This is a genomic window from Clostridium boliviensis, assembly GCF_033342255.1.
Classification (GTDB): domain Bacteria; phylum Bacillota; class Clostridia; order Lachnospirales; family Lachnospiraceae; genus Lacrimispora; species Lacrimispora boliviensis.
Genome location: NZ_JAWONS010000280.1, coordinates 150,853 through 174,460 on the forward strand (window position 1 = coordinate 150,853; position 23,608 = coordinate 174,460).

Genomic DNA, 23,608 nt, shown 5'->3' on the forward strand with positions numbered 1-23,608 from the left:
GCACCTCTGCCTTATTCCTGTCAATTGAACCGGTTTGAAACCGGTTTCAAAAATTATCTGCTTTTATTATATTTATTTTAGACAGTCATTATAATTACGTATTTCTGCAATTGGTATGATAAAGTTACCTAATCCGACGAGTTAAAATATCCGTTTTTCTCTTTCTGGATATGATGGATAAGGTTCCCCACTTCTCCACCACAAATTTTTTCTCATATCCTGACAGAGTGCTATAAATTAGAGAAGCGGCTCTAGGACTTGTTTCCTAGAGCCGCTTTGTCTTCAGTCTTAGCACCGTCTTAATTATTTCATAATCCGGGCAAAGCGGATCAGCAGAAGTATAAGAGCCAACCCCCATGCGAGAGGAGTGGATAGGCATGCTCCCGCGTATCCGGCATATGGAATGAAAATAATACATCCTGCCCATCTTGCTATCAGTTCAATTACCCCTCCAGCCAAAGGTACTAATGCTTCCTCCATTCCCTGCAGAGCGCTTCTTAATAACTGAAGCGAACACAGCAGCCAGAAAAAAACTGCAATAATTAAAAGATATTGGTATCCATATTCTACCACCCGGGCATCATAATGATCCAGAAAAAGTCCGATAAATTGTCTCCCCAGAAACACACTTATGAAGGCTGCGAAAACTGCCGTCCCCAGTCCCATAAAAATGCTGCTTCGTATTCCCTTCCGAAGCCTGGCTTTATTTCCTGCACCATAATTCTGCCCGCAATAGACCTCCATGGTTATGGCCAGAGTAGTAAACGGAAGCGTCACCAGATTCTCCACTTTGCTTGCCGCCACATATCCGGCAATCACAAGAGAACCAAAACGGTTTAAATAGGCCTGCAGAATCATAATTCCCACTGCTGTTACAGAAAACTGCAGTGCCATGGGAAGACCAATTCTGATATGTCTCCACGCTTCTGAAAAAAAAACGCTGAAATGCCGCTTCTCCAGCCTGATCTGCGGATATTTTCTATGGGCATAAAGATGACAGACTGCAGCCGAAAAAAATTGGGCAAAAACCGTACTCACCGCCACCCCGGTCACTCCGGCGTGAAGCCATATTACCGCAGCCAGATCCAGAATTATATTTAAAACAGAAGATAAAACTAAAAAATAAAGGGGAGTCCGGCTGTCACCGATCGCCCTTAGTATTCCGACGATCAAATTGTAATAAACAGCCGCTCCCAGACCTGAATAAACAATCAGCATATATCGTAACGCATATGGAAAAATATCATCCGGTGTGTTCATTTTCCCCAATAGAGGACTTGCAGTCACCACTCCGAAAAAGGTTAAAAGCAGAGTTATGATAGCACACAGGCAAAACGAAGCCGCAATCGAGGATTTTGTCCTTTCTGTATCTCCTGCTCCAACCCTTTGAGCTGTTATCACTGAAAATCCTCCTGTGATGCCGGTGGCAAATCCAATAATCAGAAAATTTATGGCTCCCGCAGCTCCGACTCCAGCCAGCTGCTTAATACCAACCAGACGGCCTATGATTACAGCATCCGTCATGCTGTAAAGCTGCTGAAACAGATTTCCCAAAAAAGAAGGAATAGAAAACAGCACAATCACTTTCCACGGTTCCTGTGCTGTCATTTGATCCATACTTTGTTCTCTGCTTCCATTCATATCATTATTTCCTCCATCAACCGTTTCCTTTTTCCCATTCACTTTTTTTCATATTTGTATATACATAGACAACAGCGGAGAGCAGGGAAAATAAAAACATAATCACGGAAAGAGCAGCCGCCCTCTCATAATGACCATTATTAAACTGGCTGTATAGAGAAATACCAAGCATCTGTGGATTGTTTCCTCCCATCAGATAAGGGGTGGTGAACGAGCCTAAATTGCTCATGAATACAAAGGTTGCAGTGATAAAAATATCCCTGTAGGTCAGCGGTAAAATCATGGTTTTCAAAATCTGAAGTTTTCCTGCACCTGAGTCCCTTGCGGCTTCTATGGCAGAATTCTGGATCCTGGACAAAGCAGCAGCTAAAAGCATGGTTGCAAAAGGAATGTTAAACCATAAATTCATCAGAACGATTCCCTTGCAGTTATACATAAGCCCCAGTTTTATCTCGAGACCAAATAAACGGGAAATGCGGTTGATCAGACCAGAATCACGGATTACCGTGATCATTCCGTTGACTGCCACCAGACCAGGAATAAACCGTGGCAGAAGATAAAGCCGTCCGATCAGCCTGCTGGTCCAGGAATTGGAAAATCTTAAAAATAAGGCTAAAAAATAGGAAATCCCAACAGCAAGCAGGACCGTAATCATAACCACCTGAAGCGTGTAGATTATGTTATGCCGCTGAATTGTATCTGTAAAAAAATACAGGTAATTATCCATACCCATACCGCCCTCTTCCAGCTTAAAGCTGCGAAGAAGGCTTGCTGCTATCGGATAAAATACAACTCCTGCCAGAATAATCAGAGACGGAAGTATCAGAAGATAAGGGAGGATTTTCCCAAACACTTTCTCTTTTATCATGTTCTTAATCTCCTGCCTTATTCTAATGTACCAATCTCTCTGTCCCACTGCTCATAAAGCTGGCTTCCTAAATCTCCCAGACTGCTGATACGGAATTCATCTATTTTTAAATCCGCAATGGATTTTGTCAGTTCCTGATCCAGAAGGCTGAAATCAATAACCGGTATGGCAGCCATAGTATCCAGTGCTGTATTCTGTGCCTGTGGACTTATCATGTAATTGATAAATGCATACGCTCCATCCTGATTTGTACCAATAGAAGGGATTCCAAGTGATACTGCGCTTCCTGTGAATGAAAGACTGAGCTGGGTAATCTTAATGGAGTCCGGTAACGTTCCATTTTTGATTTGTGTAATTGCCATGTCCGCCCATGCCGGAATCATGTCCACTTCCTTATTTGCCAGAAGGTCTAAGGTTCCCTGATTCTTGTTTGGATAAACGACTTTTCCAGAAGACTTGTACATATAGGGATGAAGCTCTTTTAAGAGATCGAAACCTTTATTCCACTTTTCCTTATTGGCAGGATCTGTGGAAGTGAGTGCAGACTCATCCATAAAATTGTACACACTGGTTGTCACAAAGGAACCGCCGGCTCCGCCTGATCCCGGAGTATTATAAGCAAAGCGGCCCGGATGGTCCTTAATCCATTTATAAAGGTCTTCTGTCGTCTTTGGAGGCTCTGGTACTGTATCTGAGTTATAAGCCAGTACAACCGTTGTTCCCCGGTAAGGAACCACAAGATCATTACGGAAAGAAGCTTCAACCTTCAGATTTTTAATATTCTCTATTTTAGATTTGTCAAGAGTTACAAAAAAGTCCTCTCCGCCTTCTTCCACATAACGGCTGATCTCATCTCCTCCCAATTCAATGACATCATAATCTGTATTTGACTGTCCTGCCTTCTTGGCTGCTACAACCCGGTCAAACAGGCCCTGTGCTCCTGTTCCTGAGGTAATGAACTGAAGCTCTGCCGTGTATTTATCCTGAGAAGCATTGAACTGATCAATCTGCTTTTCAAACTGTATTCTCACGTTATCAGAGCCGCCCGCCCATACGGTAACCTTCTTTTCTCCGTCCGCTTTTGCTGTTGTCTTTGAAGAACAACCTCCAAGCATCATAGTTCCAAGTGAAACAGACAGGACAATTGCTCCGGTTCTTATTACATTTCCAACTATTTTGTTCATCATTTTAAGTCTCCTCATATTCAGTGTTTTATTCTCAGGCACAATACTTACAGGTTTTTGTAAACAACAGAGATACCGCATCCCTTGGTTTGATTTCTTCAGCGGCAGCGCGGGTTACATAGGCTTTTATTACCTGATCTCCAACCTCCACGTTGATTTCAGCATAGTGCCCCAGCACCATCACAGTTCTCACTCTGCCGCAAATCTGTCCCTCGGTTACTCCTTTAGTAATCACAATGTCCTCCGGACGCACTGCCATAGCGCTGCCGTCATTTTCCATAAGGAAATTCATGTCTCCGATAAAAGAAGCCACAAATTGTGTTGCAGGACGGTCATAAATTTCTTCCGGAGTTCCGATCTGCTCAATAACCCCTTTGTTCATCACCACAATTCTGTGAGACAGGGCCATTGCTTCCTCCTGGTCATGAGTTACGAATACTACGGTAATGTTTAATTCTTCCTGAATCCTTTTTAATTCTTCTCTCATCTGGCTCCGGATCTTTGCATCAAGCGCAGAAAACGGCTCATCAAGTAGGAGAACAGAGGGCTTTAGCAAAAGTGCTCTTGCAATGGCTACCCTCTGCTGCTGTCCACCTGAGAGCTGACCAGGGTATTTCTTTTCAAACCCGCTCATATTTACAAGCGCAAGTCCCCTTTCAACTTCAGCCTTAATTTCATTTTTCGAAATCTTCTTTATTTCAAGTCCAAAAGCCAGGTTTTCAGAAACCGTCATATGAGGCCACAGATTATAACTTTGAAATACCATAGCAGTCGGCCTTTTTTCAGGAGGAAGATTTTTCACAGATACTCCATCTATAAGAATATCTCCGGAATCTACGGATAAAAAGCCTCCGAGAGTCCGTAAAATAGTTGATTTTCCACAGCCGGAGGGTCCTAACATTGTTACAAATTCTCCCTCATGAACATCGATATTGATTCCATCAACACCATCACCATTTTTATAGTGCTTTTTCATATCAGCAATTTTCAGCTTTATCTTTTTATCCATAATTTCTCCTTTCTACTTTACCCCATATCCGCCGGACAGGCTGTCCGCATTGATGTATTTGCGCATGAAGAACAGGACCAGCACCGTAGGAATGATAAGAATCAGAGACAGAACGGGACCTGCAGTCAGCGGATACTCCATAATCACACCGTAAAGCTCCACCGGCATTGTTTTAATCTGGGGAAATCCTACTAAAAGCGTCCCCTGGGCCTCCTCTAAGGAACTTAAAAATGTAAAAACACTTGCTACTGCAATTCCCGGTGTGGCTAAAGGCAGTGTGACTTTAAAAAATGTTCTTAAGGGACCTGCCCCTGCATCCCTTGCTGATTCCTCCTGCTGCCTGTAAACACTTCTGAATGCGCCGGAGGGAATCCAGGTCATAAACATCATGGAATTCAAAAAATGGATAATGACAACCCCTGCAAGAGTGCCCATTAAATTAAGCTTATAAAATAAAATACCTATTGATATGTAAAGCCCCATCCTGGGATATGCATTGCTGAGCAGAAAGGAAAGAAGGAAAATACGTTTTCCAAAAAACTCATACCTGGCAAGGGCATAGGCTGCGGGAATACAGACAGCCAATGAGACAAAAGTTACGATTATGGCCAGAATAAATGAGACTGAAACAGAGCTGACCAGACTTCTCTGCCCCAAAACAAACCCCCACCATTTAAAACCAAACTCCTGTGGAATAATCGCCGGGACTTCATATTTGTCCGCAAATGCCAGCATACATAAGTTCATAAGCGGAAGATAAAAAAAGATGAGGAACCCCGCAAACAGCAGATACTGAAAAAAACCTTTTTTCCCCAATATATAATAAAATGCTCTAGGCGATAAAAGTTTCATCCTTTCGCTTCTCCCTTCAGTTCCAGTGCAGTTGTTAAGTTCCTGGTTGTAATATTAAAAAGTCCTTTTTTTAACAGGCGACGAATATCATCCCGTTCGTTCACGGTCCATGCAGATCCCAATACCTGCATTTTAGCCAGCAGCTTAATAGTTTCATCTGTATATATATGGTATTCCATATTGATACAGGAAACAGGATAACCTTTCACATCTGCCAGAAGTTCTTCAAGTTTTTTTAAGGCTCCCTCCTCTGCCATCCACTCATAAAAATCCTGCTGCAGATTTTCCGGGTTTATATATACTTGTACTTCCGGATACCATTTCTCTTTTTCAGCCAGCAGATTTAAATCAATCTCTCCTGAATAAATAAGCTGATGCCTGACTCCGTTCTCTCCTGCAAGCTGGTAAACGGAAACTTCAAGCCCTTCTTCCTTTAAATCACAGTTCATCTGTTTTTCAGGAAACTGTTTTAAAATACGAAATGCCTCCTGAAGTGTCACACATTCTTCTTCCGTTTTATTATGAGATAAAATCAAAGCTCCTGCCTGATTTCTCCTTACATCTGCTTCCATACAATCCGCTTCTGAATTTAAGGCATATCTTATAAACTCAGTAGAATTGTCTTTGGTTCCATCGCAGCCGGAATGTGCTGTAATAACCGCCATGATGTTTTCTCCTTCCCATGATCGCGATTTGACCATGTTTTTGATTGTAGCAAACCAATGTAAATAAAAAACCATCATTTTGAAAATTTTCAGTAAAATTTTTATTTATTTTCATATTTTGTATTAATGACTAAGATATTACATTAATTTTACAATATTTATATTGACTTATTCCCCTCCTTTTTCTATCATATTCTGGTTAAGCTATCTTAAAATAGTACAATCCAATTTAACGGAAAGGATATTAATTATGAGAAAAATTCAAGCCTTTAACGGAACAGTAAACCGTGGTTTTCAGGGAAATGTGACTTACCGCTTTCAGATTCCATCAGGCTGCCGGGCACTTTCAATACAGCTGACCTATACAAAAGAATATCCTGTCACAATAACTGACCCTGACCATTTCAGGGCAGCCTATGAAGCTTACAAAGGCAGACCCGTCTCAGAAAATGAGTTAAAAAAGGTATTGGAATCTATGAAAACTGAAATTCAGCTCGCATTATTTATTGGCAGCAAATTTGCGGGAAACGTACATATTCCGGGGACGATAAAAGAGCTTTACATATCAGAACACACTTCTTCCAGAGGCTGCCTCCCATTTTATCCCCTGGAGGGCATGGGAAAGGTGATTGTTAATGTATTCCAATGCGTGGAAAATGAAACATTTTACCAGTTAGAAATAAAGGGGGATTATGAAGATGTGGAAAAGAATTGAATTACACAATCATACCATAGAATCAGATGGGGGCATGACGGCGGCGGAGCTTGTGGATTATCTGGAAGGACAGGGGATTGATGCCTTTTCATTAACGGATCACAATACGATATCCGGTTTTCCGAAAGTGGAAGAAAAACTTGCCTCCCATTCTTCACGAGTTGAATTCATAAAAGGGGTTGAGCTGACTTCTTATTACGGACATCTTCTCTGCCAGAACGTATCTAATTATATTCCCTGGGATGATATTGATGAAATGAATGGAGATCTGCTGTTTTTACGGGTTCATGAAGCAGGAGGACTGGCAGGACCTGCCCACCCGTTTTCCATTCCCTCTCCTTTTTCAAACGGAATGCGCTGGTCCATGAAGATACATGACTTAGAACTGATTGATTTTATTGAGGTAGTAAACAATGCCCATCCAATGGATCCGGATAACCAGGAAGCCATCCTGTGGTGGGAAGATTTAATTTTTTCCGGTTTCAATATCTGTCCGGTGTCAGGAATGGATCTTCATCGTCCGATTCCTATGGAAGGATTTTTCTCCACATATATCTGTGTAAAAGAGGAATATTCATCTCTTCCTCTTTCCATTAAGCTGGACCGGGCCATTCGGACCTGCTCTGCCTGTGTTACAAAAGGCCCTGTTCTTGACTGGGAGCTGACACAGGGTGGGCTTAAAATATTTATTGAAGGCAGTCCCGTCCATCTGGAAAGTTCTTACTTATGCCAGCTTCGCACCAGAGAGGATACCCTTACCTTTTCACTAAAAAAAGAGTACTTACTTAAAGACGTTCCGGAAAGTATTCTATCCTGCGGGGCTGCTACACTCATGCTTTTTGAGGATAAAACCGATATGTCTCATTTAACTGCCATAGCACGCCCGCTTTTATTTAAATAATCATCAATACCTTTTGCAGCCGTTTCAGACACCAGAAAACCAGTTTTTTGTATATAAAAATTCATAGGAAGAAATCAGTGACGAGAGTTACAGTTTTACATCTCTGTTGCAGTCTTTGGAATAGATATAGGTCAGATCTTCTTCACGTCCAACTGCATAACAGGCCTGGGGACAGTATGCATCCATAAATACATAATCACCCTTTTTAACCGGTACCCAGTCGTTATCCAGCCTGTACATCGCACTTCCTGTAAGGAAATACATGCCGTGCTCCTGAATATGAGTCTCTATGTACCCATGGGATCCTCCCAGATGGAATTTAAGAATATGCATATTCATATCAAATCCGAAGTGGCCAATAAGTCATCACGGTATCCTGTCTGCCCGTTTAAATAACTCATAATATAGCTCCTCACTTTCCATTAGGTTTGTATTCGCTTATTATGACAGGTATACTTTTCTGTTTCAATCAGAATATCAGATAATTACTTTATAAATCCTGCGAAAGCTCTTATTCTGTTTTGTGTTTCCCCCAGTAGGACCGGTTCATTGTAAAACTTAAAATCAGACGTCTGGGAAGGGTACGGTACCGCTTTCCCATAAGATATCCCATATATTTAAAACCGCTTTTTACGATGACGCCTGGAATCAGCCAGGGTTTCTTTTGTTTTGCCAGCCAGATGCAGGTATTCTTCACCAGCCGGATTCCTTCACTTTCTGAACGGATTCCTTCAAACACCTCCGGATGGTCCGCCTGGGATACGGCCAGATCGAAATTCCGTTTAAACTGGTCAATACAGCCATAATTATGGGAGTGAATTACTTTTGCATCTGCTGCGTATGCCACGGCCGCTCCCCGGTAGCGCACTGCATTCCCAGCATAAATCATATCTTCATTGAAGATTGTGGTTCTGGTGAATCCCCCAGCCTCTAAAAATATGCCTCTGTCATAGGCGCAGCATACATTGGATGCAAAAAACGTTTTAATACCCAGATCTTTTAGATCCGCCTCCGTCTTTACCCGGCTCTTTGCCGGATAATTAAAGGATCTTGTATACTGCTCTGCAAGGGCACAGTCCGGATTGGGGAGCTGTCTTGCATAAGCCATGACCACTGGTTCCCCTCCTTTGCCAGTTGTAAGAAACGCCTTTACCAGAGAACTGATCAGATTCTTATCAGCAGGAACCGCATCATCTGTCATAAACACCATAATATCTGCCCGGGAATAGCCGGCTCCCCGGTTTCTTGTACCACCATGGTCAAATTCTTCTCTTGTCACATGATGGACTTCTAAATTCTTTATGTGTTCATAATCCTTTTCCTTCCAGAAGGATTGATCCGTATTCATCACAATTATTTTTCGTATGGGATAAGACTGTTCCTCCAGCCTGTGAAAAAGCCGCATCAGTGTTTCATCTGGCTTATAAACCGGTATGATCACATCTACAGTTCTTTGCTCATCTATTAATTCTTCCATCTAAGATTCCTTCTTTCCTATCAGTAGCGCAGGCACGATGTGGAGCAGATCCGGATCAGCGCATAGATACTGACAAAGCATTCCAGATACCATGCACTTTTTCTTAAATCTGCGCCGATTACCAGGCGGCGGTCATATATGGTCAGTAAAAGCAGGGGCAGAAGGGGAATGAAATAACGTCCCTGGACTCCTGTAATATACGTTAAATCTCTGGGAGTATACCCCAGAAACATGGAAGTCAGAACCAGAACGGAGCTGGTAAATACCAGAAATAATATCCAAAGCTTCTGCCCGTCAGTGATAAGCACCTCTTCTCCCTTTCTCTTTATGACACTGATAAAGAGAGCGTACCAAAGCAGGGTTAAGCAAACAGGCGGAACCGTCAGGTTAGGATCCAGATTACCTAAAAATCCTCCCAGCATGGTCACCAGATAATAGTCGTACTGAGTGACAAGAGTTTCGTAGTAAACCGTAAATACCTGAAATGGTCTCTGCCATACGTCAGATAAGTTATAACCTGCCGCTTCGCTCCAGCCCACATAGCTTTCCGTGGCACCTGCCCATGCAGAAAGTATCAGGCGGTTCACCAGAAAAACGGAAAGCAGCATCACGGCAAGGACACAAAACAGTGAAATCCAGTAATGCCTCCGGGATTGAAACTTAGATTTTGGAATCAGCAGACAGATTCCGGCTGCTGGCAGATAAACAATTTTTCCAGGCTCTAAAAGCACCAGCAGGAGCGTCAGAATCAGAAGATCTCTTCCTCTTATCTTCTCCTTTTCATAAGCCAGATGTAAACACCAGGAAAGCAAAAGCATGGAAAGTCCGATAAATGCAGCATCATAGGAATAAGAGGCTGCCAGGTGAAGAGTCATGGGAAGACAGGAAACCGCCATCAGTACTTCTTTCTTAAAAGGCATCAGGCGGACAGAAACTGCTGCCATGGCTGCAAACGCCAGAAGGTTCATAAGACGTCCCAAATATACCAGCGGAATATATCCCAGATGCATCAGTCTGGCAAGGGTGATCCCTGCTGCCTGGGGCAGATAGACCACCGGCGTGGTGTTCACCGGCACCTCCTCCCGGACAGTTACCGACTGACTGTGATCAACGGTAAACAGTTCTGTCAAAACGCGGTTATATGTTCTCTGACCAGGTTCCTTATAGAGACCGGGAAGGTCATCACCGCTTCTTACCAGGACATTAGCCCCTTTTTTAATGCGTTCCTGTTCCTGAATTGAAGCATGCTTTAAAAACGCCTCGTCTGCCACCGCCGGCTTCCCCATGAGCTGACTGGAAAGACGGTAGGCGCTGACAAAGTGGGCAGCTTCATCAGGAGCAGAAAAAGGTGTTAAGGCAAATAAGTAGAATACACCCAGTCCAATTACCACAACTGGATATAACCAGGGGAAAACAGCTTCCCTGATCCACAAAAGAAAGGCAAACGCAGCAAGAAATCCACAACCGAAGACAATTAACCACCAATAAAAACGGCGGACCGGTTCAAACTCCGGTGAGGGAATCCCCACGATAGTTTTCATATAGGTTCTGACAAACAGGAACAGTAAAAGCAGAATGCTTCCGGCAGCAAGCCACAAGCCTTTCGTCCTAATCAAACGCTTCACAGTTTTTGCTCCTCCTTCTCTGACGCTTCTTCCTTATCTAAGGCCAGCATCTGGATCAGCTCCGTCACCCTTCGTTCTAACTGGGAAATCTTTATGGACTGGAAAAATACCTTGGTGAGCAAGATAAAAATCATCAGGGTAAAAATAAAATTCGCTGTGGAATAGGTTCCCACCATGCCTGATATGAAATCCGCCACTCTGGGAAAAACACTGAACACAACCAGCAGCATGGAAAACATAACCCAGAAAATCGAATCCTCTATCTTCATTTTTGAGTGGCGTATCCTTTTCAATACATAAAAGGTCAGCACCAGAGAAACGCATATCAGCACACAGCGCAATAATAACGTCATATCACGTACTCCCTCCTTTATCTTCTGTCCCGGACGCGGAAACTCTGTACCAGTAAAATGGAAAAGAGCATCTTCCCCATATACCGGGCCGCATTTAAGGGATTTAAGTAACTCTCTCCCAGAATCCGCTCATCCATCACCACGGGAATTTCCGCAACCCTGGCACCGTGACGGATCAGATAGGAGATGGTATCCGGTTCTGGTCCATAATTCAGCCCGTCTGCAAATTCCTTGATCATCTTACGGCTGAACATACGCATTCCGGATGTGGGATCGTTCACCTTCACCCCTGTGGTAAACCAGATGGCTCCACTTAGCATTCGGCTGCCCAGCATCCTGAGAGAGTGCGGTTTTTTGTCCGCTACAAACCGGGATCCTATGACGATGTCGTAACCTTCATCCATCTTTTCCTTCATTGGAAGGATGAATTCCGGCCGGTGCTGTCCGTCTCCGTCAAACTGTATGGCATAACCATAGCCCTTCCTGTGAGCATACTTAAGCCCGGTCTGAAACGCGCCTGCAAGTCCTAAATTCATGGGTAGATCGATGATCTTCCAGCCGTTCCTCCTGCAGATCCTGGCGGTGTTGTCAGTCGAACCGTCATTGATAATCACATAGTCATACATGGGATAATTCTCTATGACCTCTCCCACCACCCGCTCAATATTCAGGGCTTCATTGTATGCAGGTATTACTACCAGTACCCGGTCTGTCATATCCTTTGTTCTCTCCTTCCCTTCTCTTTCGTATGAATAATACGGATTGCCTGCCCCATAAAGCAGAGCATGAGAATCAGCATTTCAAGCATGTACGAATACGCACCGCCGTTAATTCCGCCTGTTTTTACAAACTGATAGGAAAGAATAAACGAAAGGATACAGACCGGAACATATCCCCAGAATATCAGTCTCTGTCTCTTCATGATCACCAGGACATAATAAAATAAATTCATGACTGCGAAAAATCCGCCTCCCAGAATAATGGCAAGAAGCCCTGATAAATAGGGAGCCAGTTCCACGTTAAACACAGCGGAAAGCACAGGAACTCCCATCGCCCACGCCCCTGCCAGGGCAATTACCGTAAGAAACAGTATGATTCCCGACAGTTTTTGAAGTACCACGCGAAATTCCGGGATCCTGTCTTCAGTCCAAAGAATGGAAAGTCTGGTCAGGAACGGCCGTATTACAAAATTGGCCGCAAGGTTAATCACGGATGTCGGCATGAAGATTGCAACAAAAACAGCATTGTCCGCAGAGGTCATCTGGGAATCAACGGCATACTTTGCCATGGCAAAGATAAGACCATCTAAAAATACAGATAAAAACAAAAGGAAGCTGTCCTGTAAAAGTTGTCTGTGTCTTCCCTTAGCATGTACATAAGTAATATCCGTTATCCGGTCTGCTGTTCGTTTATCAAACAGATAAATCCCCACTGCCTGGGATGCGGCTGCAACCGCTGATGAAACAATAAGATCCCTGGTAAATGCCAGAGTTCCTAAAAATAAACATACAGAAAACAGTGTCCGCCAGGTCATAGCCTGTCCGGTTAAATAAAGCTTTCCTTTTCTTTGAAATTCCGACTCGTAAACATCAGCAAAGCCATCTAAGACCTTATAAAGAACCATGAAAAACACTACCATGATCTTTTCATACGTATAGTCGGAAGAAGAAATGAAAACTTTCCACAGAATATAGCAGATGCCGGTAAACAGGGCAGCACCGCAGGTAACCAGACGGGCAAGCCGGTATTCACCAAAGGTATAGCTTTCTCTTACATCGGTGCTCTGAATCGGTCTCATTCCAAAATACGCCACAAGAAACATCTGCTGCCCGAATGTACTGAAAGCAAACCCAAAGATGCCTCCCTGATCCGTTCCCACCAGATGATTGACCAGAGCCGTCAGCAGCATGCTGGATCCTGCATAGACCAGGCTTCCAATCATATTCCATGCTACATTTTTTCGTTCCATTATTATTCCTCTATTTCATTTCGTTTCAGTTCCTTTTATTCTACATGATACACCTAAAAAAGTAAACTGCCGGAAGTTCCTTACCGTTTCATGTTTTTCACTGTCCTGCATAGATAAAAGAAGCTTTCAAACCGTAGCAGCCAGGAAAAACCAGCGTAAAAAAGAACTCCTGTAATGATTTGTAATGTCAATGTCAGAAGGGTCCCCTTTACCAGAAACTGTACACTATAAACCAGGGCACACATAGCTGCGGACAGAATCAGAGAGGGAAATACATCTCTCCACTGCTGAAAGAAGCTGTAATTCAAAAGCTTCTTATTGGGATATGCATTGATAAAGGTACAGATAAAATCAGTCAATGCCCGTAACGCCACCATGGTATAAATCCCAAATGGAATACTGATAAGCAAAGCGGCCACACTGACTGCTTTTTTAATAATTTCCAGCTTTAAAAAGATCTCACTTCTTCCAAGGGCATTGATCGCCTGTAAGTTTGCCACGTGAAGCGGCCAGGTGGCATAGGCAATGCAAAGCAGCCGGAGCATAGGGACACAGGGTAAATACTGATCTGTCAGCAGAAGTTTAACCATGGGTTCTGCTACGGCAATTAAACCTGCCATCATGGGAAAGACCAGATAGGAGCTTGTAACAATGGACCTTCTTACCATGCTTTTTACCCGCTCCCGGTCATCCTGGAAGGATGAAAAGGCTGGAAGCATCACAGACTGTATGGCAGCCCCCAGATTATTGGCAATGAGGGCAGGGAACTGGTTTCCTCTTGAGTATTGCCCCATCATGGCGGAATTATATAATTTTCCGATCACCAATCCATAAACATTGGTAAAAACCGTGTCAATGAGTCCGGACATCAGAATCTTCCAGCCATAAGAGAACAAATCCCCTGCTTTTTGAAGGGAAAACTTAAAACTGGGTTTCCATGTTTTTAAAACATGCAGCACAACCATAAGAAAAAAGCTGTAAAAAAACTGCTGCATGACAAGAGACCAGAGACCCAGACCCTTTAATGCCATCAAAACACCGATGATACCAGAACCTGCAGCTGCAAAAAGACTGGCCATACAAAGCTTTCTAAATTCCATGTTTCTGGAAACCGATGCGGACTGGACGGATATGACTGCACCAAAAAACAAAGTCAGGGATAAAATCCTAAGGACTGGAACAAACACTGGTTGTCCATAAAAATTCCCGATTGCAGGTGCACAAAAGAACAGAATTATATATAGAACAAAGGCAATCAGAAAGCTTACACAAAAAGCAGATGAATAATCCATTTTATCCACACTCTGCTTCTGGATCAGAGAAGTGTTAAAACCACTCTGGACAAATACATTGCCGATGGTAATAAATATCATGATCAGCATGACTTCCCCGGATTCGGACGGCGTTAAAAGTCTGGCCAGAAGGATGGATACAAGAAACTGAATTCCCTGTGTTCCCCCATTTTCCATGACTTTCCAAAACAGTCCGGAAAGCACTCTTTCTTTCATATTTTCCTGGTACATACTGGCTTTTCTCCTCAATTATCCAATTTACATTTCCGCCTTATTGTACTATATTGACCATTAAATGTAAATCGTATATAGCATTTTCCAATTAGTTATGTTAAAGTATTATGGAATCACCATAAATTAAAATGATTTACAGGAGGTTTTTAACATGCGTAAACTGACACGCGGCCTGACGGCATTCTTCCTGACAGCTGCTCTTGTGCTCGGACAGGCTGCCCTTACATGGGCGGGTGAGGCATATGGGCCTGGCTACAGGAATGGCGTCAGCATCAGTGATACCAGCCAGTCTGAAACTCAGAAACCGGCTGAAACTGAAAAAGGCGTTACAACAGAGGAAGCAGAAACCGCTTTGGCAAATGCAGGAATAGATATTGGACAGGAAGGAGAAGGCGGAGGTGAGGACGGCGTTGTGGATGAAGCCACGAAAGCTGCCCAGGAAGCATTAAAAGCAAACTTTCCCCGTCTTCAGACCACAGTTATGATCGGCGACGGCAACTGGACACAACCTTTTGTCAACGATGCCTGGATTACCAATGACGGACAGGGCTTCCATGGTTTATCTACATTTCTCACAAATATTGTAGGAAACGTGCTTTACCGGACCTACACATCAGGCACTGGCTGGTCCCCATGGGTTATGAATGGACAGCAGACGACCAATTATCCCAATGATGTGAATATCGAAGCCATACAGATGCGGTTCTCCGGTTATGTAAATAACCAGTTCAATCTCTATTATTCAGCAAAATTAGAGGACGGCACTACCACCGACTGGGCAAAGAACGGTACCAGTGCGGGAACCATGGGAACCGGACATTATATCACAGGCTTTCGAATGGCATTCTATGCAAAGAACTCTGACTTTCCTTATAAGACTGACAAGCCACTTATTTCCGCCGCAAAAGACGGTATGCAGATTATTGACGGCGGACTGCGTTACTTTAACGGAGACGGCACAGCCTTTACCGGCTGGGCATGGGAGGGTAATGACCGGTACTATTTTAAGGACTCTCTTCCAGTTGTAGGCTGGCAGTACATAGACGGGTTCAAATACTATTTTGATTTAAATTCAGGTAAAATGCTTACTGATTTAGAGCCTCTTATGGGTAACAAAGGCCCGTTCCTGATCAGCATCAACAAGCAAATGAACTGCATGACGGTCTTTGCAAAGGATGGTGCAAACGGATTTATTATTCCGGTAAAATCATTCCTTACCTCAACAGGCCCGGATACTCCTCTGGGAACATTTCAGACACCGGTGAAATACCGCTGGAGAGATATGAATCACGGAATCTTTACCCAATATGCAACCCGTATCTGGAAAGGCTTTTTAATTCACTCCATTCTTTACAGCCGTCCAGACAAGATGACTCTTGATCCCTCTACCTATAATTATTTAAGTATTGCCGAATCAGCCGGCTGTGTCCGCCTCCTCTCCGGCGATGCCAAATGGATCTTTGATCACTGCGCACTGGGTACTACGGTAAATATTTACGAATCCCCGGTTCCCGGACCATTTGAACGTCCTGCCATTGAGCAGATCATACCGGATACACAGACCTGGGATCCCACTGATCCCAACATGTAACAGAAGCGATTATTTTATCTGCTTCCGGTAAATGACCTTCGAAGCAAATTGTATAAGCCGGGAGTCCGGTATTCAAACTGAATAAAGAATCTGGTCAGAGGCGAAAGCTCTTTATAATACCTTCGGAATGCAGGATTTAATATTTCCTTAAAATCCCTGGTATTGACCTTCGTCTGGAAATAGGTTCTATTGGAAGCACTCATGGCGGCCGCCTTAAAACGGCCGCCTGTTGCTTTATCAAATTCCTCATAAACCACTTTCATCCGCTCATAATAGGCCTGCTGCTTCCCGGCATAATTCCCTTTTTTCCCCTCAGCTGTCCAGGATCCCACAACACCTACCCGGTATACGCTCATTGGTTCATCCATGTAATAACCGTACCCGTTGGCTGCTGCCATCAGCTGCAGGGGGGTATCTCCTACCGGACAGTCCGTATAATAGTCAGGAAGATCTGTTACAAGTCTGGCTGGAAATGCCATGGAAGACATGGCATACCCGGAGGCTTTGTCTATGATCTCTTCCGGCGTAAGAACTGCGGTCTTCCGGTAAGGCCTCATCTGGCGTTCTGCTACCGCTTTCCCCATCAGCTGTATTCTGGCACTGTGAATGCAAAGGTTACAGTCCGGATGGGACTCCATATAGTCCACCTGCTTTTGAAGCTTATCTGGTGAATCAAAGTAATCATCCCCATCACACATAAATATATATTTTCCTCTTGCACGGGGAAAATTAAATGCACCGCTGATATTATCAATTCCCTGGGAATACTGGTTCTCCGTCTGGATCAGAGGGCGTATCTTATCCGGATACTTAGCGGCATATTCCCGGATGATATCGCTGGTTTTGTCGGTAGAAGCGTCATCATGAACCAGAATCTCATACTCAAAGTCCGTTTTCTGCATCAGAAAGCTGTCAAGAGCCTGCCGGATAAACGCACCGTGGTTATAAGTAACGCAGTTAATGCTTGCCATGATATTCCTGTTTGATCCGTCTGTCATACTGAATTTCCTTCCTTTTCCAACACCTTAGTCACGTATTCCTCATATTTTCTGGCAATATACATTTCCGTGACAGCTTCCTGGGCATCGATCTCCTCTCCCGTAAAGCACCTCACATGGTTGGAGACAAAGTCATACCCTGCCATACAGGAAAATTCCACGCCGCCGGAAAACCGTGGATTACATTCCAGCATGGAATATGTCCCATCTTTCCCTTCAATGAATTCAAAATTAACACAACCGGTAATTCCAAGCTCCCTTGCTGTCTCTTTACACAACTCTTCCAGAACAGGACTTGAAAACACCACAACAGAGGTGCCTGCACCATTTGGCGTCCGCAGCAATTCCCTGCGGCAGACTGCTGCTGCCCCTTCGGGATCTGCCTGCCGCACCACATCCACTGTGATGACATTTCCCTTATAAAAGGGCTGTACTACATAATTAACCGCTTCACAACCAGCCAGGAACCGTTCCATCTGTTCCTGGCTGTGAAGATAGCAAAGTCCCTGGCTGCTTCTGCCGTTATACGGCTTTACAACTGCAGGATAAGGGATTGATTCAGAAGTCATGCGGTCCAGCCGTGCGGTAGGTATGAGATTTCCTATGCCTCTTTCAGAAAGGAACTCATAAAGCTTCATTTTATCTCTGCAGACCGTTATGGTTTCTTCCGGGGATAAGCATAATACCACTCCGGCTTCCTTCAGTTTTTTTCTGTTCCGGTTCCACACATCCACTTCCGCATCGGTCAGAACAATCAGTCCATCGGCAGCTTCCTCCCTGCATATAGTAAGAATCTCCTCAATGTACTTCTCCTCCTGTGTAGCCAGAGGTACCTGATAAAAAACAGAAACATTGGAAGAATCAGCAATCCACTCTGCAGGATAGATATCGCAGCCAATCACCTTCAGTCCCAGTTTTCTTAGATTCTTAATTACAATGTCAGCGGAGAATGATCCGATTGCTGTTACAACTGCAGCTTTCATACGCTTTGTGTTCCCTCCTGTGCAGCATTAATGATTATTTTACATATCCGGTCTATATCCTCAAGAGGCAGATCTGCATAAAGCGGTAAAGTCAGAACACTGTCCGCCGCCCGTTTTGCACTAGGAAGCTTCAGACCGGAAAAACGCTCCCTGTAACAATCAAAATCAGTAATCAGGGGGTAAAAATACTTCCTGGCAAAGATATGATGGGAGGCAAGAAGATCATATACCTGATCCCTGGTAAGCACAAAGCCTTCAAACGACACAGGAAAATAAGCATAATTATTCCGGATCCCCTGTTTTACCGGACTCAAACGAATTCCGGCAATGCCTTCTAAATGATCTCTGTACCGTTGTGATGCGATTCTTCGTTTTTCAATGTTTTCCTCCACATGGCGAAGGTTACAGATTCCCATTGCCGCCTGAAATTCATTCATCTTTGCATTGCCGCCAATGTATTCAACGGATTCTTTCCCAGTTATTCCAAAATTCTTTAAGTAATTGAGCAGGATCTCCAGCGCAGGCTCTTTAAACGTAACCGCCCCTCCCTCTATGGTGTTATACACCTTAGTAGCATGAAAGCTAAACATGGAGGCGTCTCCGAAGGTTCCGATTCCACGATGGTTCACCTCCACACCAAAGGCATGGGCTGCATCATAAATCACCTTTAAGTTATGCTTCTTTGCAATAGACTCTATTTTTTCCACATCACAGACATTTCCATACACATGTACGGGAAGGATGGCTGTGGTTTTATCTGTAATCAGGGCTTCAATCTGATCAGCATCAATGGTATAATCATCTTCTCTGATATCACAGAATACAGGAGTCAGATTATTTCTTACAATCGCATGGGTGGTGGAAGCAAAGGAAAAGGGCGTGGTTATTACCTCTCCGGTTAAGTTCATCGCCTGCAGCGCCATCTCAAGAGCCATATGTCCGTTCACAAACAGCAGAAGATTTTCCGCTTTCAGATAATCCTTCAGCTGATCCTTCAATCTGTCATGAAATTCTCCCATATTGGTCATCCAGGCAGTCTCCCAGATTGGTTTAATCTCTTCTATAAATTCTTCGTAAGAAGGCATGGAAGCCCTCGTTACCAGTATCTCTTTTTCATTCGGTATCATTGTGCCATTCTCCTCATTTTCCCATGCACTGTGTCCGGTCAGATGGAAAGCATCTGTCCAAGCGTTCTTATACGGGTACTTTTAAACAGTTTGTATTTTATAATGGTCTTAATCTTTCCCACTCTGCTTCTTCCGGGAAGTTTTATAAATTCTCTAAACAATTCCCTCTGACCGTCCGTCATGGATTGTCCGTAGATAGAAAGAAACGACTCTGCCTGTTCAAACAAACTGTGGTAATTTTCCCTGACTTTGTCCCTGCGGCTTATTCTCTGTGAAAGCTGTTTTACTCCGCTCCTTGCGCCTACCTGATTGCTGCCATGCTGCCGGTAGCGGACCAGCGGCTGGTCAATATAGGCGATTTTTCCAAAGCAGCTTGCAACAAGACCAAGCCACCAGTCATGCATGACACATTTTTTTGGAATCCGGACCACCAGATTTTTTAAGGACCGGTTAATCATCATGGTGTTGCCTGTAATATTATTTTCAACCAGGATGTGGCTGGGGCGGTTATCATTCACTCCGATTTTCTGGTACCTGACCATGGAAGGGGAAATCACCGTTCCTGACTGGTCCATGACCAAAAGGTCTGAATGGATCAAAAGCGGCATATCCCTGCCCCATCGTTTCTCCATCTTTTTCATTTCCCGCAATGTTACTTCCACCTTATCCGGCTGCCAGATATCATCCTGGTCACAAAACATCAGATATTCATCCGAGGCAGCTTCTAACAGGCGGAAAAAATTGTCTTTTGCGCTGCCTGCAGGCTTCCTGTTTTTTAAAGATACCACCCTGTCCGGAAACCTGTTTTCATATTCAGTAATAATCTGGGGCGTCCGGTCAGAGGAACCGTCATCAGATATTAAAATGGTAAACTGCTGATTGGTCTGCCCCAAAAGTGACTCCATCTGTTCTCTTAGATATGCTTCCCCATTCCAGGCAGCCAATAGTACTGTTATCATTCCATTCCCCTCTTTCAATGCCATTTACCATGACATTCTAAGAATCTTAGTTAAAAACCAGATCTCAAACATGAGAAAATTCAGGAATCCTTTTGCTGTCAATTCCTGAAACCGGTTAATTTTTAAATATTTTTTATAATAATGAAGCTTGCTTCTATGCAGCAGTGCCTGCTTCTTAAGTATTGAGCTTACTGATTTATTAATGGAGACCGAGTGAAGATGGACATAGGTCCTGTCAAGCAAAAGCAGTGTTCCATATCCCTTTTCTTTCAACTGATGGCCCAGGATCTTCTCTTCATAATAGAGAAAGACTTCCTCATCATAGAGTCCGCATGCAGTCAGTGCATCTGCATCTGCCAGCAAAAGAGATCCAGGAACTGCATCTGCCCAGGCACAGCGTTCCGTACCCCCGGGTACAGCCGCCAAAAACGCGTGTTTATGCGGATCATAGGTGAGCCACCTCTTCAACAGCCGGCGTGTAACCAGTCCCGTATCCAAAAGGTCCGCAAACAGACCTGTAAGCTTCCAGCCAGGCAGCCCTGCCTTACCGCTTTGGTCCTCGGGAACTGCAGCTGTCACTGCAATCGATTTATCAGCCGTAAATAAAGCCTTCATGGCAAGAAGCGTCTCCTGTGAAAACAGGACATCGGGATTTGCGATCAGTACATGGGTAGCACCTAATTCGCTGTAAGCATAGCGGATACCCAGATTATTCCCATAGCCATATCCGCCGTTCTTTAAGGAGCTGACCACATGTATCCTGCCGCCGCTTAATTCCTTTAATCTGTCGGCAGAATCATCTGTGGAATGGTTGTCAACGATAACAATGGAGTCCAAAAAGTAATACTCTTTGATCGATTGAACCAGTCTTATGGTGGTATCGGCATCGTTATAGTTCAAGATGATACAGCTTACGTTCATATCTGCTCCTTTTAAGATCCTTTTCTGGAATTCACAAGCTTCATTCCAAACCGGCGGCTTATAAAGTCACGAAACGGGGGGCACAAATATGTGCCATAATTCATGAGATGATACGCTGCCATATAGAATCGGTTTCCCGTCTCCTTAGGAGTCCCTGCCCAGGGAGTCTTCGCCAGATACTTCTCGTACGCTCTGCGGTAGTGGTTTAAATTCCCTTCCTTCCAGGGTCTTTCATCCCCCATGAAATGAAGAATCGCCGGGTGTCTGCCAGCCTCTTTAAAGCCGTTCTCCGTAATCATAGCATACACCGGTGACAGCCTGACCAGATGCCGGTAATGAAAATACCGGTAATTGGTAAAATAATTATAACGGGGAGATAAGGGTCTGATTCTGCCCTTTAAGCTTCCATTAATGGTGTCCTGGTCTCCTGCAAACAGCTTTCCTCCCTTGGAGCGGTAAAAATCAAGAAGCAGCTTCTGGGCGTTCTTCTCTCTCCACTGGTTTAGATCTATCAGAAGCACTCCGGAATTGAAATAAGGTTCCTCCGGGCTTAATCCGATCTCATTTTTAATACATGGATAAATGGTTGGCTCCATCACTGCACCAAGCAGAAACGGACCCAGATCTGCCTTCCAGAGTCTCTCTAAGGAAGACAGCACTACTGTATCGCAGTCCAGATAGAGTACCCGTTCCACATGTTCAGGCAGCACATCTCCTAAAAACAAACGGGCCATAATGCTTAAATCAAATCCCCCGGTATCAACTTTATAAGAAAACCGTTCCTTTATATTCCCCAGTTCTATCACCGAAAGCTCCCGGTCAAATTCTTCTGCTATCCCGCATAAGCGGTCTTTTGTTTCCTCTGACAACCCCATGGATAAAACCCAGATATCCAGTGTTTCAATCTTTTTATTATGATCCAGAAGAGAATAAAGAGAAACTGCCAGGTGTCTGGCATACTTATCGTTGGATGCATAAACTACATTCATCATAACCTCCCCGGCCTGCCGATTTTTCCGTTGTATTGTACTATAGCTGACTGGAAAGAGCAAGCTGAGCTTTAGCCATTCTCATAGCAGACTCGATGACCTTGTCCATATCATAATATTTATATTCTCCCAGTCTTCCTCCAAAGATCACATGATCTTCCTTTTGGGCCAGTGCTGCATAGGTCTGATACAATTCCTGATTCTTTTCATCATTCACCGGATAATAAGGTTCCATACCCTCACTCCAGTCACTTGGATATTCTCTGGTTATAACTGTCTTCTCCTGCGTGCCAAATTCAAAATGCTTATGTTCAATAATTCTTGTAAAAGGCGTCTCGCGGTCTGTGTAATTGACAACTGCAACTCCCTGATAATTGTCTGTAGGAAGTGTCTCTGTTTCAAATTTCAGGCTGCGGTATTCCAGTTTTCCAAACCTGTATCCGTAAAAGGCATCAATCATACCTGTATAGATAACCGTTTCCCCAAGACTGTCATATTTCTCTTTGTCGTTCAGATAATCAACAGAAAGCTCCACATCACAGCCCTCAAAAAGCTTGTCTGTAATCACGTTATAACCGCCGATTGGAATGCCCTGATATAAATCATTGAAATAATTATTATCATAGGTAAAACGGACCGGAAGCCGCTTGATAATAAAAGCCGGAAGATCCTTACAATCTCTTCCCCACTGCTTTTCCGTATACCCCTTCACCAGTTTCTCATAGATATCTGTTCCCACAAGACTGATTGCCTGCTCTTCTAAGTTTTTGGGCTCGCCTGTAATCACCTGTCTCTGCTGACTGATCTTCTCTTTCGCCTGTTCCGGAGTGGACACTCCCCACATCTTGCTGAAGGTATTCATATTAAAGGGGAGATTGTACATCTGCCCTAAGTAATTGGCAACCGGACTATTGGTATAGCGGTTAAATTCGGCCAGTTCGTTTACAAACTGCCATACCTTGCGGTTACTCGTATGGAAAATATGGGCACCATACCGGTGTACATGGATTCCTTCTGTCTCTTCACAATACAGATTGCCCCCCAGATGATCCCTTTTTTCAAGAACCAGGCACTTCTTACCCTGCTTTCCGGCCAGATAGGCAAATACGCCGGAGTAAAGGCCGCCTCCGACAAGCACATAATCATATTTCTTCATTTTTACTCTCCCGTCGTTTATAAACTGCATTTATTATACTAAAGTCTGCCAGAAAAGTAAACGCCAGGTCCGCTTTGAAAAGAGAATAAAAAGACAAAA

General features: G+C 43.9%; 23 protein-coding genes. 3 read left to right on the forward strand and 20 right to left on the reverse strand.

What is annotated here, in order from left to right:
• Window positions 1-303 precede the first annotated feature (303 nt).
• From RZO55_RS19365 to RZO55_RS19390, 6 genes are read right to left on the reverse strand one after another with little or no spacing between them, the layout of a single operon-like run.
• Window positions 304-1,641, reverse strand: coding sequence for an MATE family efflux transporter (locus RZO55_RS19365; RefSeq protein WP_318065903.1), 1,338 nt, complete (start codon window positions 1,639-1,641; stop codon window positions 304-306).
• A gap of 16 nt (window positions 1,642-1,657) precedes the next feature.
• Window positions 1,658-2,509 (reverse strand): ABC transporter permease, encoded by an 852-nt coding sequence (locus RZO55_RS19370; RefSeq protein ID WP_318065904.1) that lies wholly within the window; start codon window positions 2,507-2,509, stop codon window positions 1,658-1,660.
• 17 nt (window positions 2,510-2,526) lie between these two features.
• Complete coding sequence (locus tag RZO55_RS19375; protein ID WP_318065905.1) at window positions 2,527-3,696, reverse strand: extracellular solute-binding protein; 1,170 nt, start codon at window positions 3,694-3,696, stop codon at window positions 2,527-2,529.
• Between the two features lie 31 nt (window positions 3,697-3,727).
• The gene (locus RZO55_RS19380; protein WP_318065906.1) at window positions 3,728-4,702 is read right to left on the reverse strand and encodes an ABC transporter ATP-binding protein; all 975 of its coding nucleotides are present in this window, start codon (window positions 4,700-4,702) and stop codon (window positions 3,728-3,730) included.
• Window positions 4,703-4,714: 12 nt separating this feature from the next.
• Complete coding sequence (locus tag RZO55_RS19385) at window positions 4,715-5,554, reverse strand: ABC transporter permease (RefSeq protein ID WP_318065907.1); 840 nt, start codon at window positions 5,552-5,554, stop codon at window positions 4,715-4,717.
• The gene (locus RZO55_RS19390; RefSeq protein ID WP_318065908.1) at window positions 5,551-6,219 is read right to left on the reverse strand and encodes a glycerophosphodiester phosphodiesterase; all 669 of its coding nucleotides are present in this window, start codon (window positions 6,217-6,219) and stop codon (window positions 5,551-5,553) included. The genes RZO55_RS19385 and RZO55_RS19390 overlap by 4 nt, the downstream gene beginning before the upstream one ends.
• A 250-nt stretch (window positions 6,220-6,469) precedes the next feature.
• Between RZO55_RS19390 and RZO55_RS19395 the strand changes: the two genes are divergently transcribed.
• Window positions 6,470-6,934, forward strand: a complete 465-nt coding sequence (locus tag RZO55_RS19395) for a DUF6669 family protein (RefSeq protein ID WP_318065909.1) — start codon at window positions 6,470-6,472, stop codon at window positions 6,932-6,934.
• Entirely contained in the window at window positions 6,918-7,835 is a 918-nt protein-coding gene (locus RZO55_RS19400; RefSeq protein ID WP_318065910.1) for a CehA/McbA family metallohydrolase, read from the forward strand. The genes RZO55_RS19395 and RZO55_RS19400 overlap by 17 nt, the downstream gene beginning before the upstream one ends.
• Before the next feature lie 87 nt (window positions 7,836-7,922).
• On the opposite strand, the gene RZO55_RS19405 is transcribed toward RZO55_RS19400, so the two are convergent.
• From RZO55_RS19405 to RZO55_RS19435, 7 genes are all read right to left on the reverse strand, one after another.
• Window positions 7,923-8,174, reverse strand: a complete 252-nt coding sequence (locus RZO55_RS19405) for a hypothetical protein (protein ID WP_336624337.1) — start codon at window positions 8,172-8,174, stop codon at window positions 7,923-7,925.
• 172 nt (window positions 8,175-8,346) lie between these two features.
• Window positions 8,347-9,312 (reverse strand): glycosyltransferase family A protein, encoded by a 966-nt coding sequence (locus RZO55_RS19410; protein WP_318065911.1) that lies wholly within the window; start codon window positions 9,310-9,312, stop codon window positions 8,347-8,349.
• Window positions 9,313-9,332: 20 nt separating this feature from the next.
• On the reverse strand, window positions 9,333-10,937 hold the full coding sequence (locus RZO55_RS19415; RefSeq protein ID WP_318065912.1) for a DUF2142 domain-containing protein: 1,605 nt from the start codon (window positions 10,935-10,937) through the stop codon (window positions 9,333-9,335).
• Window positions 10,934-11,290 carry a DUF2304 domain-containing protein gene (locus RZO55_RS19420; RefSeq protein WP_318065913.1) on the reverse strand — a complete coding sequence of 119 codons (357 nt, stop codon included), beginning with the start codon at window positions 11,288-11,290 and terminating at the stop codon, window positions 10,934-10,936. The genes RZO55_RS19415 and RZO55_RS19420 overlap by 4 nt, the downstream gene beginning before the upstream one ends.
• Before the next feature lie 17 nt (window positions 11,291-11,307).
• Entirely contained in the window at window positions 11,308-12,006 is a 699-nt protein-coding gene (locus RZO55_RS19425; protein WP_318065914.1) for a glycosyltransferase family 2 protein, read from the reverse strand.
• The gene (locus RZO55_RS19430; RefSeq protein ID WP_318065915.1) at window positions 12,003-13,259 is read right to left on the reverse strand and encodes a lipopolysaccharide biosynthesis protein; all 1,257 of its coding nucleotides are present in this window, start codon (window positions 13,257-13,259) and stop codon (window positions 12,003-12,005) included. The genes RZO55_RS19425 and RZO55_RS19430 overlap by 4 nt, the downstream gene beginning before the upstream one ends.
• Before the next feature lie 80 nt (window positions 13,260-13,339).
• Window positions 13,340-14,782: a lipopolysaccharide biosynthesis protein gene (locus RZO55_RS19435; protein WP_318065916.1), complete on the reverse strand. Its 1,443-nt coding sequence runs from the start codon at window positions 14,780-14,782 to the stop codon at window positions 13,340-13,342.
• 154 nt (window positions 14,783-14,936) lie between these two features.
• Here RZO55_RS19435 and RZO55_RS19440 point away from each other — a divergent pair, with 154 nt between their 5' ends.
• Window positions 14,937-16,376: a L,D-transpeptidase gene (locus tag RZO55_RS19440; protein ID WP_318065917.1), complete on the forward strand. Its 1,440-nt coding sequence runs from the start codon at window positions 14,937-14,939 to the stop codon at window positions 16,374-16,376.
• 14 nt (window positions 16,377-16,390) lie between these two features.
• Here RZO55_RS19440 and RZO55_RS19445 read toward each other — a convergent pair whose 3' ends face one another.
• From RZO55_RS19445 to glf, 7 genes are read right to left on the reverse strand one after another with little or no spacing between them, the layout of a single operon-like run.
• Window positions 16,391-17,374 carry a glycosyltransferase gene (locus tag RZO55_RS19445; protein WP_318065918.1) on the reverse strand — a complete coding sequence of 328 codons (984 nt, stop codon included), beginning with the start codon at window positions 17,372-17,374 and terminating at the stop codon, window positions 16,391-16,393.
• On the reverse strand, window positions 17,371-18,357 hold the full coding sequence (locus RZO55_RS19450; protein WP_318065919.1) for an ATP-grasp domain-containing protein: 987 nt from the start codon (window positions 18,355-18,357) through the stop codon (window positions 17,371-17,373). The genes RZO55_RS19445 and RZO55_RS19450 overlap by 4 nt, the downstream gene beginning before the upstream one ends.
• Window positions 18,354-19,484 carry a DegT/DnrJ/EryC1/StrS family aminotransferase gene (locus RZO55_RS19455; protein WP_318065920.1) on the reverse strand — a complete coding sequence of 377 codons (1,131 nt, stop codon included), beginning with the start codon at window positions 19,482-19,484 and terminating at the stop codon, window positions 18,354-18,356. The genes RZO55_RS19450 and RZO55_RS19455 overlap by 4 nt, the downstream gene beginning before the upstream one ends.
• A gap of 38 nt (window positions 19,485-19,522) precedes the next feature.
• Window positions 19,523-20,443 (reverse strand): glycosyltransferase family 2 protein, encoded by a 921-nt coding sequence (locus RZO55_RS19460; protein WP_318065921.1) that lies wholly within the window; start codon window positions 20,441-20,443, stop codon window positions 19,523-19,525.
• A 24-nt stretch (window positions 20,444-20,467) separates the two neighbouring features.
• The gene (locus RZO55_RS19465; RefSeq protein WP_318065922.1) at window positions 20,468-21,364 is read right to left on the reverse strand and encodes a glycosyltransferase family 2 protein; all 897 of its coding nucleotides are present in this window, start codon (window positions 21,362-21,364) and stop codon (window positions 20,468-20,470) included.
• 11 nt (window positions 21,365-21,375) lie between these two features.
• The gene (locus tag RZO55_RS19470; RefSeq protein WP_336624338.1) at window positions 21,376-22,356 is read right to left on the reverse strand and encodes a glycosyltransferase family 8 protein; all 981 of its coding nucleotides are present in this window, start codon (window positions 22,354-22,356) and stop codon (window positions 21,376-21,378) included.
• Window positions 22,357-22,393: 37 nt separating this feature from the next.
• Entirely contained in the window at window positions 22,394-23,509 is a 1,116-nt protein-coding gene (gene glf / locus RZO55_RS19475) for a UDP-galactopyranose mutase (RefSeq protein ID WP_318065923.1), read from the reverse strand.
• Window positions 23,510-23,608: the final 99 nt, after the last annotated feature.